Source organism: Phenylobacterium sp., from assembly GCF_046291545.1.
Classification (GTDB): domain Bacteria; phylum Pseudomonadota; class Alphaproteobacteria; order Caulobacterales; family Caulobacteraceae; genus Phenylobacterium.
In genome coordinates, this window is record NZ_JBKBSM010000001.1 from 644,335 (window position 1) to 659,302 (window position 14,968).

15 protein-coding genes are annotated in these 14,968 nt (G+C 72.4%); 6 read left to right on the plus strand and 9 right to left on the minus strand.

Going from position 1 to position 14,968, the window contains the following annotated elements:
- Window positions 1-1,053, minus strand: a complete 1,053-nt coding sequence (locus tag ACK4YQ_RS03175) for an efflux RND transporter periplasmic adaptor subunit (RefSeq protein WP_409608199.1) — start codon at window positions 1,051-1,053, stop codon at window positions 1-3.
- A gap of 176 nt (window positions 1,054-1,229) precedes the next feature.
- Here ACK4YQ_RS03175 and ACK4YQ_RS03180 point away from each other — a divergent pair, with 176 nt between their 5' ends.
- Window positions 1,230-1,883 carry a response regulator transcription factor gene (locus tag ACK4YQ_RS03180; RefSeq protein WP_409608201.1) on the plus strand — a complete coding sequence of 218 codons (654 nt, stop codon included), beginning with the start codon at window positions 1,230-1,232 and terminating at the stop codon, window positions 1,881-1,883.
- Window positions 1,880-3,241 (plus strand): ATP-binding protein, encoded by a 1,362-nt coding sequence (locus tag ACK4YQ_RS03185; RefSeq protein WP_409608203.1) that lies wholly within the window; start codon window positions 1,880-1,882, stop codon window positions 3,239-3,241. Before ACK4YQ_RS03180 ends, ACK4YQ_RS03185 begins: the two co-directional genes overlap by 4 nt.
- Here ACK4YQ_RS03185 and ACK4YQ_RS03190 read toward each other — a convergent pair.
- From ACK4YQ_RS03190 to ACK4YQ_RS03205, 4 genes are read right to left on the minus strand one after another with little or no spacing between them, the layout of a single operon-like run.
- Window positions 3,238-4,365 carry an Acg family FMN-binding oxidoreductase gene (locus ACK4YQ_RS03190; protein WP_409608205.1) on the minus strand — a complete coding sequence of 376 codons (1,128 nt, stop codon included), beginning with the start codon at window positions 4,363-4,365 and terminating at the stop codon, window positions 3,238-3,240. The genes ACK4YQ_RS03185 and ACK4YQ_RS03190 overlap by 4 nt on opposite strands.
- Before the next feature lie 46 nt (window positions 4,366-4,411).
- Window positions 4,412-4,552 carry a cytochrome bd-I oxidase subunit CydX gene (gene cydX, locus ACK4YQ_RS03195; protein WP_409608207.1) on the minus strand — a complete coding sequence of 47 codons (141 nt, stop codon included), beginning with the start codon at window positions 4,550-4,552 and terminating at the stop codon, window positions 4,412-4,414.
- Between the two features lie 12 nt (window positions 4,553-4,564).
- Window positions 4,565-5,713 (minus strand): cytochrome d ubiquinol oxidase subunit II, encoded by a 1,149-nt coding sequence (gene cydB / locus ACK4YQ_RS03200; protein ID WP_409608209.1) that lies wholly within the window; start codon window positions 5,711-5,713, stop codon window positions 4,565-4,567.
- 11 nt (window positions 5,714-5,724) lie between these two features.
- Complete coding sequence (locus tag ACK4YQ_RS03205) at window positions 5,725-7,296, minus strand: cytochrome ubiquinol oxidase subunit I (RefSeq protein WP_409608211.1); 1,572 nt, start codon at window positions 7,294-7,296, stop codon at window positions 5,725-5,727.
- Window positions 7,297-7,391: 95 nt separating this feature from the next.
- On the opposite strand from ACK4YQ_RS03205, the gene ACK4YQ_RS03210 reads away from it, so the two are divergent.
- Entirely contained in the window at window positions 7,392-9,017 is a 1,626-nt protein-coding gene (locus ACK4YQ_RS03210) for an ATP-binding cassette domain-containing protein (protein WP_409608213.1), read from the plus strand.
- Window positions 9,014-10,606 carry an amino acid ABC transporter ATP-binding/permease protein gene (locus ACK4YQ_RS03215; RefSeq protein ID WP_409608215.1) on the plus strand — a complete coding sequence of 531 codons (1,593 nt, stop codon included), beginning with the start codon at window positions 9,014-9,016 and terminating at the stop codon, window positions 10,604-10,606. The genes ACK4YQ_RS03210 and ACK4YQ_RS03215 overlap by 4 nt, the downstream gene beginning before the upstream one ends.
- Window positions 10,607-10,622: 16 nt before the next feature.
- Here the strand turns inward: ACK4YQ_RS03215 and ACK4YQ_RS03220 are convergent, their stop codons facing one another.
- The 4 genes from ACK4YQ_RS03220 to ACK4YQ_RS03235 form a co-directional block, all read right to left on the minus strand.
- Window positions 10,623-11,672, minus strand: coding sequence for a glycosyltransferase family 61 protein (locus tag ACK4YQ_RS03220; RefSeq protein WP_409608217.1), 1,050 nt, complete (start codon window positions 11,670-11,672; stop codon window positions 10,623-10,625).
- A 128-nt stretch (window positions 11,673-11,800) separates the two neighbouring features.
- Window positions 11,801-12,646 (minus strand): hypothetical protein, encoded by an 846-nt coding sequence (locus ACK4YQ_RS03225; protein WP_409608219.1) that lies wholly within the window; start codon window positions 12,644-12,646, stop codon window positions 11,801-11,803.
- Between the two features lie 13 nt (window positions 12,647-12,659).
- A complete protein-coding gene (locus tag ACK4YQ_RS03230) occupies window positions 12,660-13,520 on the minus strand; it encodes a heme-dependent oxidative N-demethylase subunit alpha family protein (protein ID WP_409608221.1) in 861 nt (286 codons plus the stop codon).
- Window positions 13,520-13,879 (minus strand): hypothetical protein, encoded by a 360-nt coding sequence (locus ACK4YQ_RS03235; protein WP_409608223.1) that lies wholly within the window; start codon window positions 13,877-13,879, stop codon window positions 13,520-13,522. The genes ACK4YQ_RS03230 and ACK4YQ_RS03235 overlap by 1 nt, the downstream gene beginning before the upstream one ends.
- A 107-nt stretch (window positions 13,880-13,986) precedes the next feature.
- On the opposite strand from ACK4YQ_RS03235, the gene ACK4YQ_RS03240 reads away from it, so the two are divergent.
- Both ACK4YQ_RS03240 and ACK4YQ_RS03245 read left to right on the plus strand, forming a co-directional pair.
- Window positions 13,987-14,646, plus strand: coding sequence for an HAD-IA family hydrolase (locus ACK4YQ_RS03240; RefSeq protein WP_409608225.1), 660 nt, complete (start codon window positions 13,987-13,989; stop codon window positions 14,644-14,646).
- Window positions 14,646-14,951, plus strand: coding sequence for a 4a-hydroxytetrahydrobiopterin dehydratase (locus ACK4YQ_RS03245; protein WP_409608227.1), 306 nt, complete (start codon window positions 14,646-14,648; stop codon window positions 14,949-14,951). Before ACK4YQ_RS03240 ends, ACK4YQ_RS03245 begins: the two co-directional genes overlap by 1 nt.
- Window positions 14,952-14,968: the final 17 nt, after the last annotated feature.

The following is a 14,968-nucleotide window of genomic DNA, read 5'->3' on the forward strand; positions in this document are numbered from 1 at the left end:
TCAGCGCCCCGCCGCGGCCTTGAGCTGGCTGACGCCAGCGCTGGCGACCACCGCGCCGGCCGCCAGGCCGGTGACTACGGCGCTGGTGCGGGAGAGCCCCTGGACCGTCACGAACTGCGGCCGGTAGCCGTCGGCGGCGCGTACGAACACCGCATCCCTGCCGTCGATCCGCGTGAGGCTGGACCTGGGCGCCTGCACCGAACCGGCCGGAGCCGGCCCCATCACCGTGATCTGCACTGCACGGCCCGGCGCCAGGCCCGTGCCCGCCGGCAGTTCGGCGCGAAGCACCGCCGATCGCGTGCGCGGATCGATGGAGGTTCCGGCGGCGACAACCCTGCCGCGGACGCCCCCGACGTCGACCCCGGCGCCGACCTTGACCTTGCCGATGAGGGCCGCCGGGAGGCGGGCCTCCACCCACAGCCTGTCGTCCCGATCGACGACGACGGCCGGCGCCATGGCCTCGACGCCGCCGCCCGGCTGCAGGTTCAGTTGCGAGATGCGTCCGGATATCGGTGCGCGAAGCGCGTATTCCCCGGCCTTGCCGGTGGCTCCGCCGGCGCTCGACAGGAGGCGGCTGTTCTCCGACGCCATCGCCCGGGCCTGGGCGGCGCGGGCCTCGGCTTCCTCCGCTCGGGCGCCGGCGATGATCCCCTCGTTGGCCAGGATGCGCGCCCGTTTGGCGGCGGCGTCGGCCCGGCCGGCTTCGGCCCGGGCGGCGACCAGTTCGGAGGAGACGCGCACCGCGTCGTGGCTGAACACGGTGGCGAGCCGCTGGCCGGCCTTCACCGCCTGGCCTTCCAGCACGTCCACCTGCACGACGGTCCCGGCGAAGGGCGCCGAGACGACGACGCGTCCGTTCAAGGGCGGCGCCGCCACCCCAGGCAAGGTGACCAGCGGCGCTTCGGTCGCCCTGGTCGCCGTCGCCGTGCGCAGGCCCATGTTGCGCGCCTGGGCGGCGGTGACCGGCACGGCGGTGGACGCGCCGGCCGCCGCTTGCGGCAGGGCCAGTGCGAGCGCGCACGCGGCGACGGTCAGGGAGCGTCGTCTGGACATGACTGGGTTCCTGAGGCGCGCCGGGGCGATGGCGCTGGCCGCCTGTCTGACGCGGCCCGCTGAAACCACCCTGAACCGAAGCTGAAACGAACCTGAACTGCCGCAGGCGCCGGCTTGGCTCTTTCAGGCAGGTTTCAGGTGGACTGTGCTAAGCCCGCGGCCCAAACGAGGCTCAGATGCGGATCCTGCTGGCTGAAGACGACGCCGAACTCGCCCGCCGGCTGGGCGACGCGCTGGGCGAGGCCGGCTTCGCCGTCGACTACGCCGACGACGGCGAAGACGCCCTGTTCCTGGGCGAGACGCAGGCCTTCGACGCGGTGGTGCTCGACCTTGGGCTGCCCAAGATGACCGGGCTTGAGGTGCTGAAGCGCTGGCGTCGCGCCGGCCGGGACACGCCGGTCCTGGTGCTGACGGCCCGCGACGCCTGGACCGAACGGGTCGAGGGACTCAACGCCGGCGCGGACGACTACATGGGAAAACCGTTCCAGGCTGCGGAGGTGGTGGCGCGCCTGCGGGCGCTCGTGCGCCGGTCGGCCGGCGGCGCCTCTCCGGTCGTGCGGGTCGGTGAGATCACGCTGGATGCGGGCGCCGGACTGGTCGAAGCGGAGGGCCGTCCCGTCGAGCTGACCGCGCGCGAACTGCGCATCCTCAGCTATCTGATGCACAGGGCCGGGCGCATCGTCTCCCAGGCGGAGCTTGTCGACCACGTCTACGCCATGGACGACGTGCGCGAGTCCAACACGATCGAGGTCTATGTCGCGCGCCTGCGCAAGAAGCTCGGGCGGGACGTAATCCGCACCATCCGCGGCCTGGGCTACCGGATGGGATGAGCATGGGCAGGTTCTGGAAGAGCTTTCGCGCCCGGCTGATCATTGGGTCGGTGGTGTGGATCTGCGGAGGCGTGGCGCTGAGCGGCGTCGCGCTGTCGGAGCTGTTCCGCGCCCATGTGACCGAGCAGTTCGACGGCGAGCTGCACGGTCACGCGGCGGAGTTGGCGGCGCTCGTGGATGTCGACCCCAGGGGCAAGCCCTTCCTGCACCGCCGCCTCAGCGACCCGCGATTCCTCCCGCCGGGCTCGGGATTCTATTGGCAGATCGACGCCCCGGACGGCCAGGCGGCCGCCTCGCCGTCCCTGGCCGGCGCCGCCCTGCCGCTGGACGGGCCGCCGCCGCAGCCGGGCGAAGAGCGCCACTCCTTCGTCGAAGGGCCCACCGGCCAGGTGCGGCTGGTCCAGCGGACCGTGAGGCTGGCTGGAGCCGAGGAGACGCTGCGCATCGGCATCGGCGCCGACGAGCGATTGCTGCAGGCGGTGCTGGCCGACTTCAACCGCACGCTCGTCCTTTCGCTCGGCGTGATGGCGCTGGGCCTCATCGCCGCCGCGTTCCTGCAGGTCTGGTTCGGGCTGCAGCCGCTGACCAAGGTCCGCGCCAACCTGGCCGACGTCCGCCAGGGGCGGGCCGCGCGCCTGCCCGCCGACGCGCCCGACGAGGTGATGCCGCTCGTCCGCGACCTGAACGCCCTGATCGACGCCAATCACGAGATGATCCGCCGCGCGCGGACCCAGGCGGGCAACCTCGCCCATGGGCTCAAGACCCCCTTGGCCATCCTGGTGGACGAAGGCGAGCGCCTGCGCGCCGCCGGCGACGCGTCGGCCGCCAATGTCATCCTGGCCCAGTGCGAGCGGATGCGCCGGCAGATCGACTACCAGATCGCGCGCGCCCGAGCGGCCGCCTCGCGCACGGCGCCGGGCGCCGTGGCGGACGTCGCCGCGGCCCTGGAACCGGTGATATCGGCCATGAGGCGCCTGCACGGCCGGCGCGGCGTGGAATTCGCCCTGACGGCTGAGCGCCCGCTGATCGCGGCGGTCGACGCCCAGGACCTCAACGAGATGGTCGCGAACCTCGTGGACAACGCCGGCAAATGGGCCAAGTCCCGCGTCGAGGTGGCCGTCGTGGCGTCCGACGCCGGCAAGGTGCGCATCGTCATTGATGACGACGGCCCGGGTCTGCTGCCCGAGGCCTGGGAGCTTGTCTTCAACGTCGGCCAGCGCCTGGACGAGCAGGCGCCGGGGTCGGGCCTGGGCCTGTCGATCGTTCGCGACCTCGTGATCCTCTACGGCGGACGGGTCTGGCTGGAGCAGGCGCCCGTCGGCGGCGTCCGCGCCGTGCTGGAGCTGCCGCAGCCCTAGCGGCGAGCCGGGGGAGAAGCGGCGGCGCTCGAAACGCCGCCCCCGTGGTCCAGCACCTGGCGCGCGGGACGGCGCAGGGAGCGGGGCATGTCCGGGCCGTAGCCGAAGCGGATCACCAGGTCGGGCCGCGCGTCCGGCGCCCCCAGCCAGCGGGCGAACTCGGCGCGGGTCGGCGCATGCTCAACCGCCTGATTGAGGAATGCGAGCTTGAGGCCCTCGGCGGTGGCCGCCAGGGCGAAGCGGGTGTAGGCCCGGCCCGCCTCCACCCAGCCGGCGACGTCGTTCGAGGGGGCGGTGAAGACCACGAGCCCCGCGGAGCTGTTCATCTGGCGGCGAATCTTGTCGGCTTCCCCGCTCTCGGTGAAGGCCAGTTCGAAGAGGGGTTCGCCGATCGCCCGCGGCAGGGCGGGATTGCCCGAGGCCCCGGCGAAGAGGCCGTCGCGGGTGGCGGCCGCCTCGGCCTCGCTGAACCGGATCCAGCGCTTGAGCTCGCGCCGGAAGGCGCGGTCGGCCACCTGGGCGGCGTTCCCCTCGAGGATGAAGCCCGTGGCGTCCTCGAGCCGCCGGGAATCCTGCAGGACGATCGCCTCCACCTGCGGGCCGGCGGCGGCGACGAGCCCCAGGAGCACGCCGGGCGGGACCGGCCGGCCGTCGTACTCTGCCCGGGTGCTGGCGCGCCGGGGGATCGTTTCGAAGGCGGCCGTGCGGCGCGGCTCGCTCGGCATGAACGACAGCGCCACCCCCTCGCGGCCGACCCCGTCGACCTCGCCGCTCCAGCCGTAGCCGGGCGCCGCCTGCAGCATGGTCTCGGCCGCGCAGCCGATACTGACGTAGAGATGGTGATCGTCGGGATCGACCACGGGGGTTCGCCGGGCGAAGTCGGGTCGCACAGCGATGCGCCGGCCCTCGGCCTCAAAGCGCCATGGCTGGGTGTTGTGGCTGTTGGCCGCCAGGCATGCGGCGTGAACCAGCGCCGGGACCGGCAGGTCGCCGGGTCCGGCCGGCGCCAGCCGCCAGGTGTCGAGCACGGCCTGGTCATAGCCGCTGGGCGCGGCGCAGCCGGTCAGCGGAAGGGCGGCAAGGCCGAGGCCGGCGGCCCGGCGGGAGAGGAGGGGCGTGAGCATGACGTCTCATGGCGCCATGCCGCCGGCGAGGGCGCCTTGAGGGCGGTCAAGAGACCGCGTGTTCTTCCTCGTCGTCGTCGTCGCCGATGTCGCCGGAGTCCATCAGGTGGAACTCGTGCCACATGCCGTTCAGCACGGCGAAGGCGACCGCGAGGCCGAGGCCGAGGTTCCAGGTGAAGTACCACATGGCCGTGCGCCTTCAGTAGAGATCGGGGTTGTGGGTGAGGGCCTCCACCGAGGAGCGGCCCCACATCACCTTGAAAGCCCAGGCGGTGTAGAGCAGCACGATCGGCAGGAAGACGATGGTCACCACGAGCATGATGAAGAGCGTCATGTGGCTGGACGAGGCGTTCCATACGGTCAGGCTCGAGCGCGGATCGATCGAGCTGGGCAGGATGAAGGGGAACATCGCCAGGCCGACCGTCGAAATGATCCCAAGCGTCGAGAGCGATGAGCCGGCGAAGGCCGGCCATTCGCGCCCGGCCCGCACGCCGACCAGGGCCAGGATCGCGCCGCCGAAGCCGAGGGCCGGGGCGATCCACATCCAGGGATAGGCGGCGAAATTGTCGAGCCAGGCCCCCGGCGCGGCCACCGTGGGCACGCGCAGCGGGTTGGAGGCGCCCGCCGGATCGGCGGCCCCATCCAGGCGGAAGCCGAGGCCGCCGAAGGCGACGAAGGCGTAGCCGGCCGCGAAGAGCGCCACGCCGGCGACGGCGGCCCAGGTGCCCAGGGTGCGCGCACGGTCGCGCACCGCGCCGTGCTCGGCCTTGATGGTCAGCCAGGCGGCCCCGTGCAGGACGAGCATGGCCACCGACAGCAGGCCGCAGAGCAGGGTGAAGGGCGTGAAGAGGCCGAAGAAGCCGCCCTCGTAGAAGGCCCGCAGGTCGCTGTCGAGGCGGAACGGCACGCCCTGCAGGACGTTGCCCACCGCCACGCCGAACACCAGGGCCGGAGCGAAGCCGCCGACGAACAAGGCCCAGTCCCAGGCCGAGCGCCAGCGCGCGTCCGGCCGCTTGGAACGGTATTTGAAGCCGACGGGCCGAAGGATCAGCGCGGCGAGCACAGCGAACATCGCCAGGTAGAAGCCCGAGAAGCTGACGGCGTAGACGAACGGCCAGGCCGCGAAAATGGCGCCGCCGCCGAGGATGAACCAGACTTGGTTGCCCTCCCAGGTCGGGGCGATGGTGTTGATCACCATGCGCCGCTCGCCGTCGTTGCGGGCGACGAAGGGCAGGAGAGCGGCCACCCCGAGGTCGAAGCCGTCGGTGAGGGCGAACCCGATGAGGAGAACGCCCATCAGGCCCCACCAGATGACCCGCAGGGTCGGATAGTCGAGGGGAATGTCCATCGTGCGCCTCCTTACTCGGCGGCCATGGCGGTGGGTTCGGCGCCCTCCGCGCCGTAGCGCGGTCCTTCATGGGGCGCGTAGGGACCGCGCCGCACGGTCCGGATGATCAGGCCCACCTCGATCACCGCCAGGACGCTGTAGAGCGCGGTGAAGCCGATGATGGTGGTCCAGACATCGGCGCGGGTCAGGCTGGATACGCCCAGGAAGGTGGGCAGCACCCCTTCCACCGCCCAGGGCTGGCGGCCCAGCTCGGCCAGCAGCCAGCCGGCCTCGGCCGCGATCCAGGGCAGCGGGATGATCGCTACGGCCAGCCGCAGGAACCACTTGGTGTCGCAGCGCCGCAGGGTGGCCAGGACGAAGGCCGTGGCGAACACCGCGATGAAGAAGAAGCCAAGCCCCGCCATCAGGCGGAAGGTCCAGAACATCACCGGCACGTTCGGCACCGTGTCCCAGGCGGCCTTCTGTATCGTCGCGTGGTCGGCCGTGCGCGGGTCGGCCACGTAGCGCTTCAGGAGCAGTCCATAGCCGAGGTCGTGGCGGACCTTTTCGAAATCGGCGCGGGCGGCGATGTCCTGCGGGTCCGCCTTCAGCCGTTCGAGGGCGTCATAGGCCTTGACCCCATTCTCGATCCGATCCTCGGCGATGGCCACCAACGGCAGGATGCCCTCGACCGGCTGGTCGAGGCTGCGCGTGGCGATCAGGCCAAGGACATAGGGGATCTTGACCTCGAAGTGGGTCGTGCGGTTCTCCCGGTCGGGGAACCCGAAGGCGGCCAGGCCGGCGGGCGCAGGCTCGGTCTCCCACATGGCCTCCAGCGCGGCCAGCTTCATCTTCTGGTTGTCGGTGAGGGCGTAGCCGCTCTCGTCGCCGAGCACCACGACCGAAAGGGCCGAGGCCAGACCGAAGGAGGCGGCCACCGCGAAGGATCGCTTGGCGACCCGCGGCCACTTGCCCTGCAGCAGCATCAGCGCCGAGACGCCCAGCACGAACACCGAGGCGGTGACGTAGCCGGCGCTGACCGTGTGCACGAACTTGGCCTGGGCGACCGGGTTGAAGAGAACCTCGCGGAAGCTCTCCACCTCCATGCGCATGGTCTCTGGATTGAACACCGACCCGACCGGGTTCTGCATCCAGCCGTTGGCCACCAGGATCCAGAGGGCCGAGAGGTTCGAACCGAGGGCCACCATGAAGGTGACGAACAGGTGGCCCTGCCTGGACAGCCGGTCCCAGCCGAAGAACATCAGTCCGACGAAGGTGGCTTCCAGGAAGAAGGCCATCAGCCCTTCGATCGCCAGCGGCGCGCCGAAGATGTCGCCGACGTAGTGGGAGTAGTAGGACCAGTTGGTCCCGAACTCGAACTCCATGGTGAGGCCCGTGGCCACGCCGAGGACGAAGTTGATGCCGAAGATCGTGGCCCAGAACCGGGTGATGGTTCGCCAGATGGGCCGGCCGGTCATCACATAGATCGTCTCCATGATGACGAGCAGGAACGAGAGTCCCAGCGTCAACGGCACGAACAGGAAGTGGTACATCGCCGTGAGGGCGAACTGCAGGCGAGAGAGCTCGACGACGCCAAGGTCCATGACTCGATCCCCTTTTGCCGCCTATTCAACACCCTCAGCGCGTCCCGATCAATATTAGAATGTGTGAATATTTTGATGTATGAGCCGCCGGGCTGATGAGTCGCACCGACGAAGCCGCTGATCGACGACGCCTGGCCCAATGGGCCCGCGAGGCGCCGGGCGCACCGGCCCCCCTCCTGGCGCTGCTGACCCTGGTCGATGCGGCCGGGGCGGCAGGTTTCGCCGCCGCCCTCGTCGCCGTGCTGGCGACACCTCACAAGGCGCTCGGCCTCGCCGGCGTGGCCGCGGCCATGGCCGTCCGCGCCGCGGCGTCCTGGATCTCGGCGCGGCTGTGCGCCCGCCACGCGCGGGCGGTGACCACCATGGTGCGCCGCAAGGTCGTCGGCGCCGCCCTGTCGCGGCGGCGGGGCGCCCGGACGGCCCTGGGCGAGGCCATGGCCGCGGCGGTCGAGGAGGTCGAAGCCCTGGAGGGCTACTACGCTCGCTATCGCCCCGCCCAGCTCGCCGCCGGGTTGGGCCCCATGGCCATATGCGCGGCCGCCGCCTTCGCCAGCCCGGTGGCCGCCGCGATCCTTCTGGCGACCCTGCTCCCGTTCGCCGCCATCATGGCGCTGGCGGGGAGCGCCGCGGCGGGCGAGGCGCGACGCCAGTTCGAAGCCCTGGCGCGGCTGTCCGGCCTGTTCGTGGATCGGGTGCGCGCCCTGCCGGTCGTGCTGGCCTTCCAAGCCGAGGGGCGGGAGACCGCCCGCGTGGGGCAGGCCGCGCGGGAGGTGGGCGAGCGGACACTGGGCGTTCTCCGCATCGCGTTCGTCTCCACCGCCGCCCTGGAGTTCTTCGCCGCGTTGTCGGTGGCGCTGGTGGCGGTCTACGCCGGCTTCTCGCTGCTGGGCGTGCTCCCGTTCCGCGCCCCCGAGACCCTGGACTTTCCCCGCGCCTTCTTTGTTCTCGCCCTGGCGCCGGAAGTCTATGCGCCGATGCGCCGGCTGGCGGCCGCCTATCACGAGCGGCAGATCGGCGAGGCCGCCGCCGGACGGCTGGGTTCCTGGGCAGCGCAGGCGGCGGCGCCCCCGCCGGCCAGGCCCGTCCTGGCCGCGCCGCCGAGCGTCGTCCTCAGGGGCGCGAGCCTGGCCTTCGGCGAACGCCGTATCGGTCCGGTGGATGCGGTCTGCCCGGCCGGGTGTCTCACCGCCGTGGTCGGCCCCACCGGTTCCGGCAAGACCAGCCTGATGGAGGCGATCGTCGGGCTGACGCCGCTGGCGGCAGGCGACATCGAGGTCGGCGGCGCGTCCCTCCGCGCCGGCGGCGGCTTCGCCGCGGACGCCGCCTGGGCCGGACAGGCGCCCGCCTTGCTTCCCGGCTCGATCCTCGACAACCTCGTCGCCGCCGGGCCGGGAGTGACCCGCGACGACGCTCTCGCCATGGCTGTGAAGGTGGGCCTGGGACCGGCCCTTGAGCGTCGGCCGCAAGGCGCCGAGACGCCGGTGGACGAGCGCGGCTCAGGCCTGTCCGGCGGCGAGCGTCGACGGCTGGCTCTGGCCCGCGCCCTGCTCAAGCCCGCCCCCCTGCTGCTCCTGGACGAGCCCACCGCCGACCTCGACCCGGCCGCCGAGGCCGAACTCGTGCGCCTGATCCGCGCCGCCGTGGGCTCGCACACCGTCATCGTGGCGACCCACTCGCCGGCGCTGGCCGAGGCCGCAGACCATGTCGTGAGGCTGTCATGAGGCCCGCCGCCCCCCTCGCCCGCTTCCTGGCCGGCCAGGTGCGCCGCCGACGTACAGAGTTGCTGGCCGCAGGCCTTTGCGCCGCCCTCACCGCCGCGGCGTCCACCGCCCTGCTCGGCGTGTCCGGCTGGTTCCTCGCCGGCGCGGCCCTGGCCGGAGCGGCGGGACCGATCGCCGCGCAGGCGTTCAACTACCTCCTGCCTAGCGCCGGCATCCGCCTGTTCGCCATCGTCCGCACGGCGGGCCGCTATGGCGAACGGCTGCTCAGCCACCAGGCCGCCCTGCGCGCTCTGGCCGAGCTGCGCCCGGCGCTCTTCGCCGCCCTCGCCGCCGCATCGCCGCAGCGCGCCCTGGCCCTGTCGTCGGGCGAGGCCGCAGCCCGCCTGGTTCAGGATGTGGAGGCGGTGGAGACCCGATTCGTGCGCCGCTCGGCGCCGTGGGCCGCCGCAGCCGGCGCCGGCGCCGCAGCGACCCTGATCGCCCTGGCCTCGCCGTGGGCGTCCGCCGCCTTCCTGGCCGGGTTCGCCCTGCTGGCGACGGGGGGCGGCGCGCTCGCGCGGCGGCTTGGCGCCGATCCCGGGCGCGAGGGCCAGCGGGCGGCGGGAGCTCTGAAGGACAGCCTGGCCGGCTACGCCGCAGCGGCGCCGGAGCTCCACTGCTTCGGCCTGGTGGATCGGGCCGTGGACGCGGTGATGGCCCACGAGGCCGCCCTGTCGGACGCCCGCCTGCGGCGCGCCGACGCCGAGGCGCTGCTCGGGGCCGTCCAAGCCGGCCTCAGCGCCGCCACCCTCGCAGCCGTGATCGCGCTCAGCGCCGGCGCGCCCCTGCCGATGGCCGCGCTGGCGGCGCTGGCGGCGCTGGCGGGACTGGAGGGCGCCGCAGGGCTGTTGCGCGCCGCCGAGCAGTCCGGCCCCCTGGCCGAGGCCGAGCAGCGGCTCAGCGAACTGATGGACCAGCCACCGGCGCCGCGTCCCGAGTCGACGCCCCGCTCTGCGCTGCGGCTGGACGGTCACGAGCTCGCGCCAGGCGCGCGGATTGCGCTCGTCGGCCCCTCCGGCGCCGGCAAGACCCGTACATTGGAGGCCCTGGTCGGCCTGCGTCCCGCGCCCGACGGCAGGATCGTCGTCGATGCAGAGCCGCTGGAGAGCCTCCCGATCGGCGCGGCGCGGCGCCTGTTTGCCTTCGCGCCGCAGGATGCGCGGCTGGTCACCGGGACGGTGCGGGAAAACCTCGCCATGGCGGCGCCCAAGGCGAGCGAGGCCGAACTCTGGACGGCGCTGGCCGACGCGGTGCTGGACGCCCGCGTGCGCGACCTGCCCGGCGGGCTGGACGCCTGGCTGGGCGACGGCGGCCAGCGGCTCTCCGGCGGGGAGCGGCGGCGGCTGAGCCTGGCGCGAGCCTATCTGCGCCAGGCCCCGTTCCTGTTGCTGGACGAGCCCACCGAAGGCCTGGACGCGGCGACCGAGGCCAGGGTGACCGAGGCGCTTGACCGGCGCCTGGGACGCACCGGCCAGGGCCTGGTCCTGGTCAGCCACCGCCCCGCGCCCCTGGCTCTATGCGAGACGCAGATCGCGGTCACGCGCGACTGACGCCCGCGGGCGGCCCCTATCGGAGCAGCTCGGCGAGCGCCCGCTCCAGAACCGCAGGGTCCATCCACTGGTCGTGCGTCTTCGCCGAGACGGACTCCGCCGGCAGGCGGCGATAGCGGGCCCCGACATGCCCCGCGAGGATCTCGAAGCAGGGATTGAAATAGGTCCGGGGCATGAACTCGACGAGCCCGGCGCCGGGGGGACAGAACACCAGATTGGTCATGCCCGCGCCGTGGGGGCCCACGACCACGGCGGCTCTGGCGAAGAGGTCGACCTGCGCGGCCACCGACAGACGCTCCAGGTCAACCGCCTCGAACCCGAGGGGAACGAGGGCCGCCAGCACCTCCTCCTCGTTGACCACGCGGCGGGTGAGCGCGTCGCGCCGGCGCACATAGAGCCGAAGCTCGGGACGACGGTCCGCCGCGCCGAGCAGGAAGGTCTCGCGCAGGAACCGGCAGGTCTCCCAGGTGGGCGCGCCGATCTCGCCGGGCAGCGAGGGCGCCGCCAGCCGGTCGGCGACGATCTGACCCTCCCGCGACAGGTCGATCAGCCGGTCCGGCGGCAGGCCGAGCCAGGCCAGGGTCTCGCGCTGGAACGGCGCCTGCAGGTTCACCGCGTAGTGGTCGACGGCGACATCGGCCCGGCGCAGAAGCTCGATCCTCGGCAGTACGTCGGTCATCCAGTGGAAGTATCGCTGGTGCGCCTGGGACGACAGGACGGCCAACGTTCCGGCCACGCGCTCGGGCCGCGGCAAGCCGCGCTCGTACAGGGCGCGGTGCATCCACACCGGTCCCCCCAGGGGCGGCGAGACCTCGCCCAGCAGCCGGTGGTCGGGCGTGACCACGGCGCCGTAGTCGAAGAGCAGGCGACCCTGCGGCACGACGGTGACGAAGGTCGCTGGCGCGGTGCGCGACCCCTGCGGCCGCGGCGGATCCAGCTCCGTGAACTCCAAGCCGCTGCGGCGCGCGTAGGCGCGAGTGTCGACGACGTGGCCGCGCAAGGGGGCTTGGGCGCCCATGAACGGAAACTGCAGCCAACCGGCCATGCGGCAGGCGAGATAGCGCACGCGCCAAAGCGCCTGCCGAAGCACGCCGCGCGCGCCCGTCAGCGGATCGGGCGCTCGCCGCTCCGCAGGCTCGGCGGCGGACGGCTCGGTCGCTCCACGCGCGCTTCGCACGTCGGGCCTGGGCCGCCTCAGTAGGGAGCCGCGGGAACCTTCCCGGGCCAGGTGAGGAAGCCGTCCGGATCGCGGCCGGCCGCCTCGCCGCCGATACAGCAGCCGCCGGAGACGACCTCTGTGCGCCGCCAGCTCCCAGAATCCTCGGCGCGCTCGCTGTAGCGCCACGACGACCGGGACGACTGCGCATCACTTTCCGCATAGCCGTGGGCGGCGTAGCGGCCGCCGTCAGAGCGATAGGACTCCCGATCGGCGTAGGCCCGTCCGCCCCGGGCGTCTTCGCTGTAGCTGTAGCTCTCGCTGCGTTCGTAGGACTCGTAGCTGCGGCCGCCCGCGCTGTAGCGGTCGTCCTGGCGATGGCCGTAGGCCCGCTCATAGGGCTGGGCGAAGTGGGTCACCGCGCCCGACTGGCCGTAGGCGTGGTAATGGTCGGCTGGCGCGTAGGCGTAGCGGTCGGCCTGCGGCGGCTGACCCTCGCGATGGTGGCGGTGACGATCGCGGTGGGACCAGGACTCCTCGCGCTCGGCGTACTCATGACCGCGGACCTGCGCCCCGCCCTCGTAGCGGCGGTAGTGGCGCTCGGTCTTCGCCGTGGTCCGGCGATGGGCCTTGGACGTCTTGCGCCTGACCACGGCGGGCTTCGCCTTGTGGGCCGTCTTCGTGGCCACCGGCGGGCAGACCGGCTGCGGCTGGGGCGGGCAGACGGCCGCGGGCTGCGCAGGCAAGGCGGCGGGCGCGGCGGCCGGGGCCGCAGCGATCGGAGCGGTGACCTTGCTGGGCAAGGACGGCTTGGGCGTGGGCGCCTCGTTGCACGCGCTCAGCGCCAGGGCGGCGGCGATCGGGATCAGCAGGCGAAAACGCATGGCGGCCTCTTGGTCACGGAGCCCACAAGGATGGAGACGCCGTCCCGTTAACGCTGTGCGATTCTCCGTGTGCGCGAAGGAACGCCTCAACGAGGCGATCATATAGCGCCAGGCGCTTGTAGTCGCGGAAGGCTTGCGGGGCGCTGCGCCAGGCCTGGGCGAACGCCGCCAGGCGCGCCGGCTCGGCTGCGACGTCGGCCAAGGGATTGAGCCAGATGCGGATCGTGAAGACGGCGCCGCCGGTCTGCGGCAGGCGTCGCAGGGTCTGGCGCTCCACCCGCAGAAACAGCGCCTCGCCAGCCGTCTGCGGCGTGACGAGCGGCAGCCGGGCGCGGTAGGGCGCAGGATCGGGGACGCTCAGGACGTCGGAATTGAATAGGCTCCAGTTGCGGCGCTCCAGCACCAGCCCGGGGCGCAGCCCCTCGAAGATGCGTTCCACCCGGCGCAGGAACCGCTCGGAAAAGCCGTTCACCGGCCCGTGCAGCTCGGCGAGGCTCTTGCCGAGCACCTCCTCCGCCCGGAAGAAGCTGGCCGCCGACAGGCTGAGGGCTGTGAGCCTCCAGGCGCCGTCCGACTTCTCCATGAGGCACAGGTCGTCGGACACCCGGCGGGCGGCGGCGTAGAGCGGCGGCAGGTCGCCGGCCGGTTCGCCCGGAGTCCCGAGGGCGGCGTCGACCAGCCGGGCGATTTCGAGCTGGCCGGCTCGGGAGCCCTGGGCCTCGGCGAACACGTCGGGCCGGGCCGCGGCGAAGAGCGGGTCCTTGCGGGCGGCGGGATCGGCCTCGCCGCCCTCCAGCCACCCGGTCTCCGGGATCGGCCTCAGCCCGATGGCGAAGTCGGCGGATTCGGTCCATGGGGCGTGGCGAAGGCTCATCAGGGCGCGCGCCGCCGCCGAAACGCACCGACGGCGACAGCCGCCGCCGCCACTCCCGTCGCATTGGCCACCACGTCGCGCCAGTCGCCCTGGCGGCCAAGCTGGGTCGCCGCCTGCAGGAGCTCCAGGCCGACGCCCAGAACCAGCACGCCGCCGATCAGGGCCAGCGGCCGCCGGGGAAACAGCAAGAGGCCAAGCCCCGTGAGCACCAGATAGGCCAGGGCGTGCTCGGCCTTGTCCCAGAAGGTGATGGACCGGGGCAGCGCGCTGGACGGAACCAGCGACAGCCAGAGCAGCACGGTCACGGCGAAGCCGAAGGTGACGATGCGCGGAAGCAGGGGCAGGCGCTCTGGAGACATCGGCTCGTGATAGCAGATCGCCAGGTCCGCCGCGCCCCTGGCGGCTTGCGCGGCCCGGCCCCGGTCTCTAGCGTCGCGCCGGTTCGAAAAACGGAGCGGAACGGGCGATGGCGATCGAGGCGGTGATCTGGGATTTCGGCGGCGTGTTCACCTCTTCGCCGTTCGAGGCGTTCAACCGTTTCGAGGCCGAGCGGGGACTGCCCAAGGACATCATCCGCCGGGTCAACGCCACCAACCACCACGACAACGCCTGGGCCCTGTTCGAACGCAATGAGATCGACGCGGCCCGGTTCGACGAGCTGTTCCTCGAGGAGTCCACGGCCCTGGGCCACCCGGTGCGGGGCGCCGACGTGCTTCCGCTGCTGTCGGGCCAGGTGCGGCCGCGGATGGTCGAGGCGCTGAAGATCTGCAAGCAGCATTTCAAGGTCGGCTGCATCACCAACAACGTGGTTTCGATGCACAGCCCCGGCCAGGACGAGATCCAGCGAGCCGCCGGCGCCATGGGCCTGATCATGCCGCTGTTCGACGCCATCATCGAAAGCTCCAAGGCCGGCGTACGCAAGCCCGACCCGAAGATCTACGTGATGATGTGCGAACTCCTGGCGGTGAAGCCGCAGGCCTGCGTCTACCTCGACGACCTGGGGATCAACTGCAAGCCGGCGGCGCAGCTCGGCATGACGGCGATCAAGGTCAGCGGCGTGGACCAGGCGCTGGCCGAACTGTCGCAGGCCACCGGCCTCACGTTTCCGGAAGAGGCGGCGGCCTGATGGGCCGGCCGGCCCGCATCGGCGCCGCGGCGGCCCTGGCGCGCCTGCCCGCGTGGCGCGCGGTGGAGGGCGGGCGCGACGCGATCGAACGCAGCTTTCGCTTCGCCGACTTCAACGCGGCCTTCGGCTTCATGGCCCGGTCGGCGCTGATGGCCGACAAGCTGGACCACCATCCGGAGTGGTTCAACGTCTACAACCGCGTCGATGTGGTGCTGGCCACCCATGACGCCGACGGGGTGACCGAGCTCGACGTCGAGCTCGCCGCCTTCATGGACCGGGCCGCGGCCGAGGCCGGGGCGATCTGACGAGAAAAGGGAGCGTA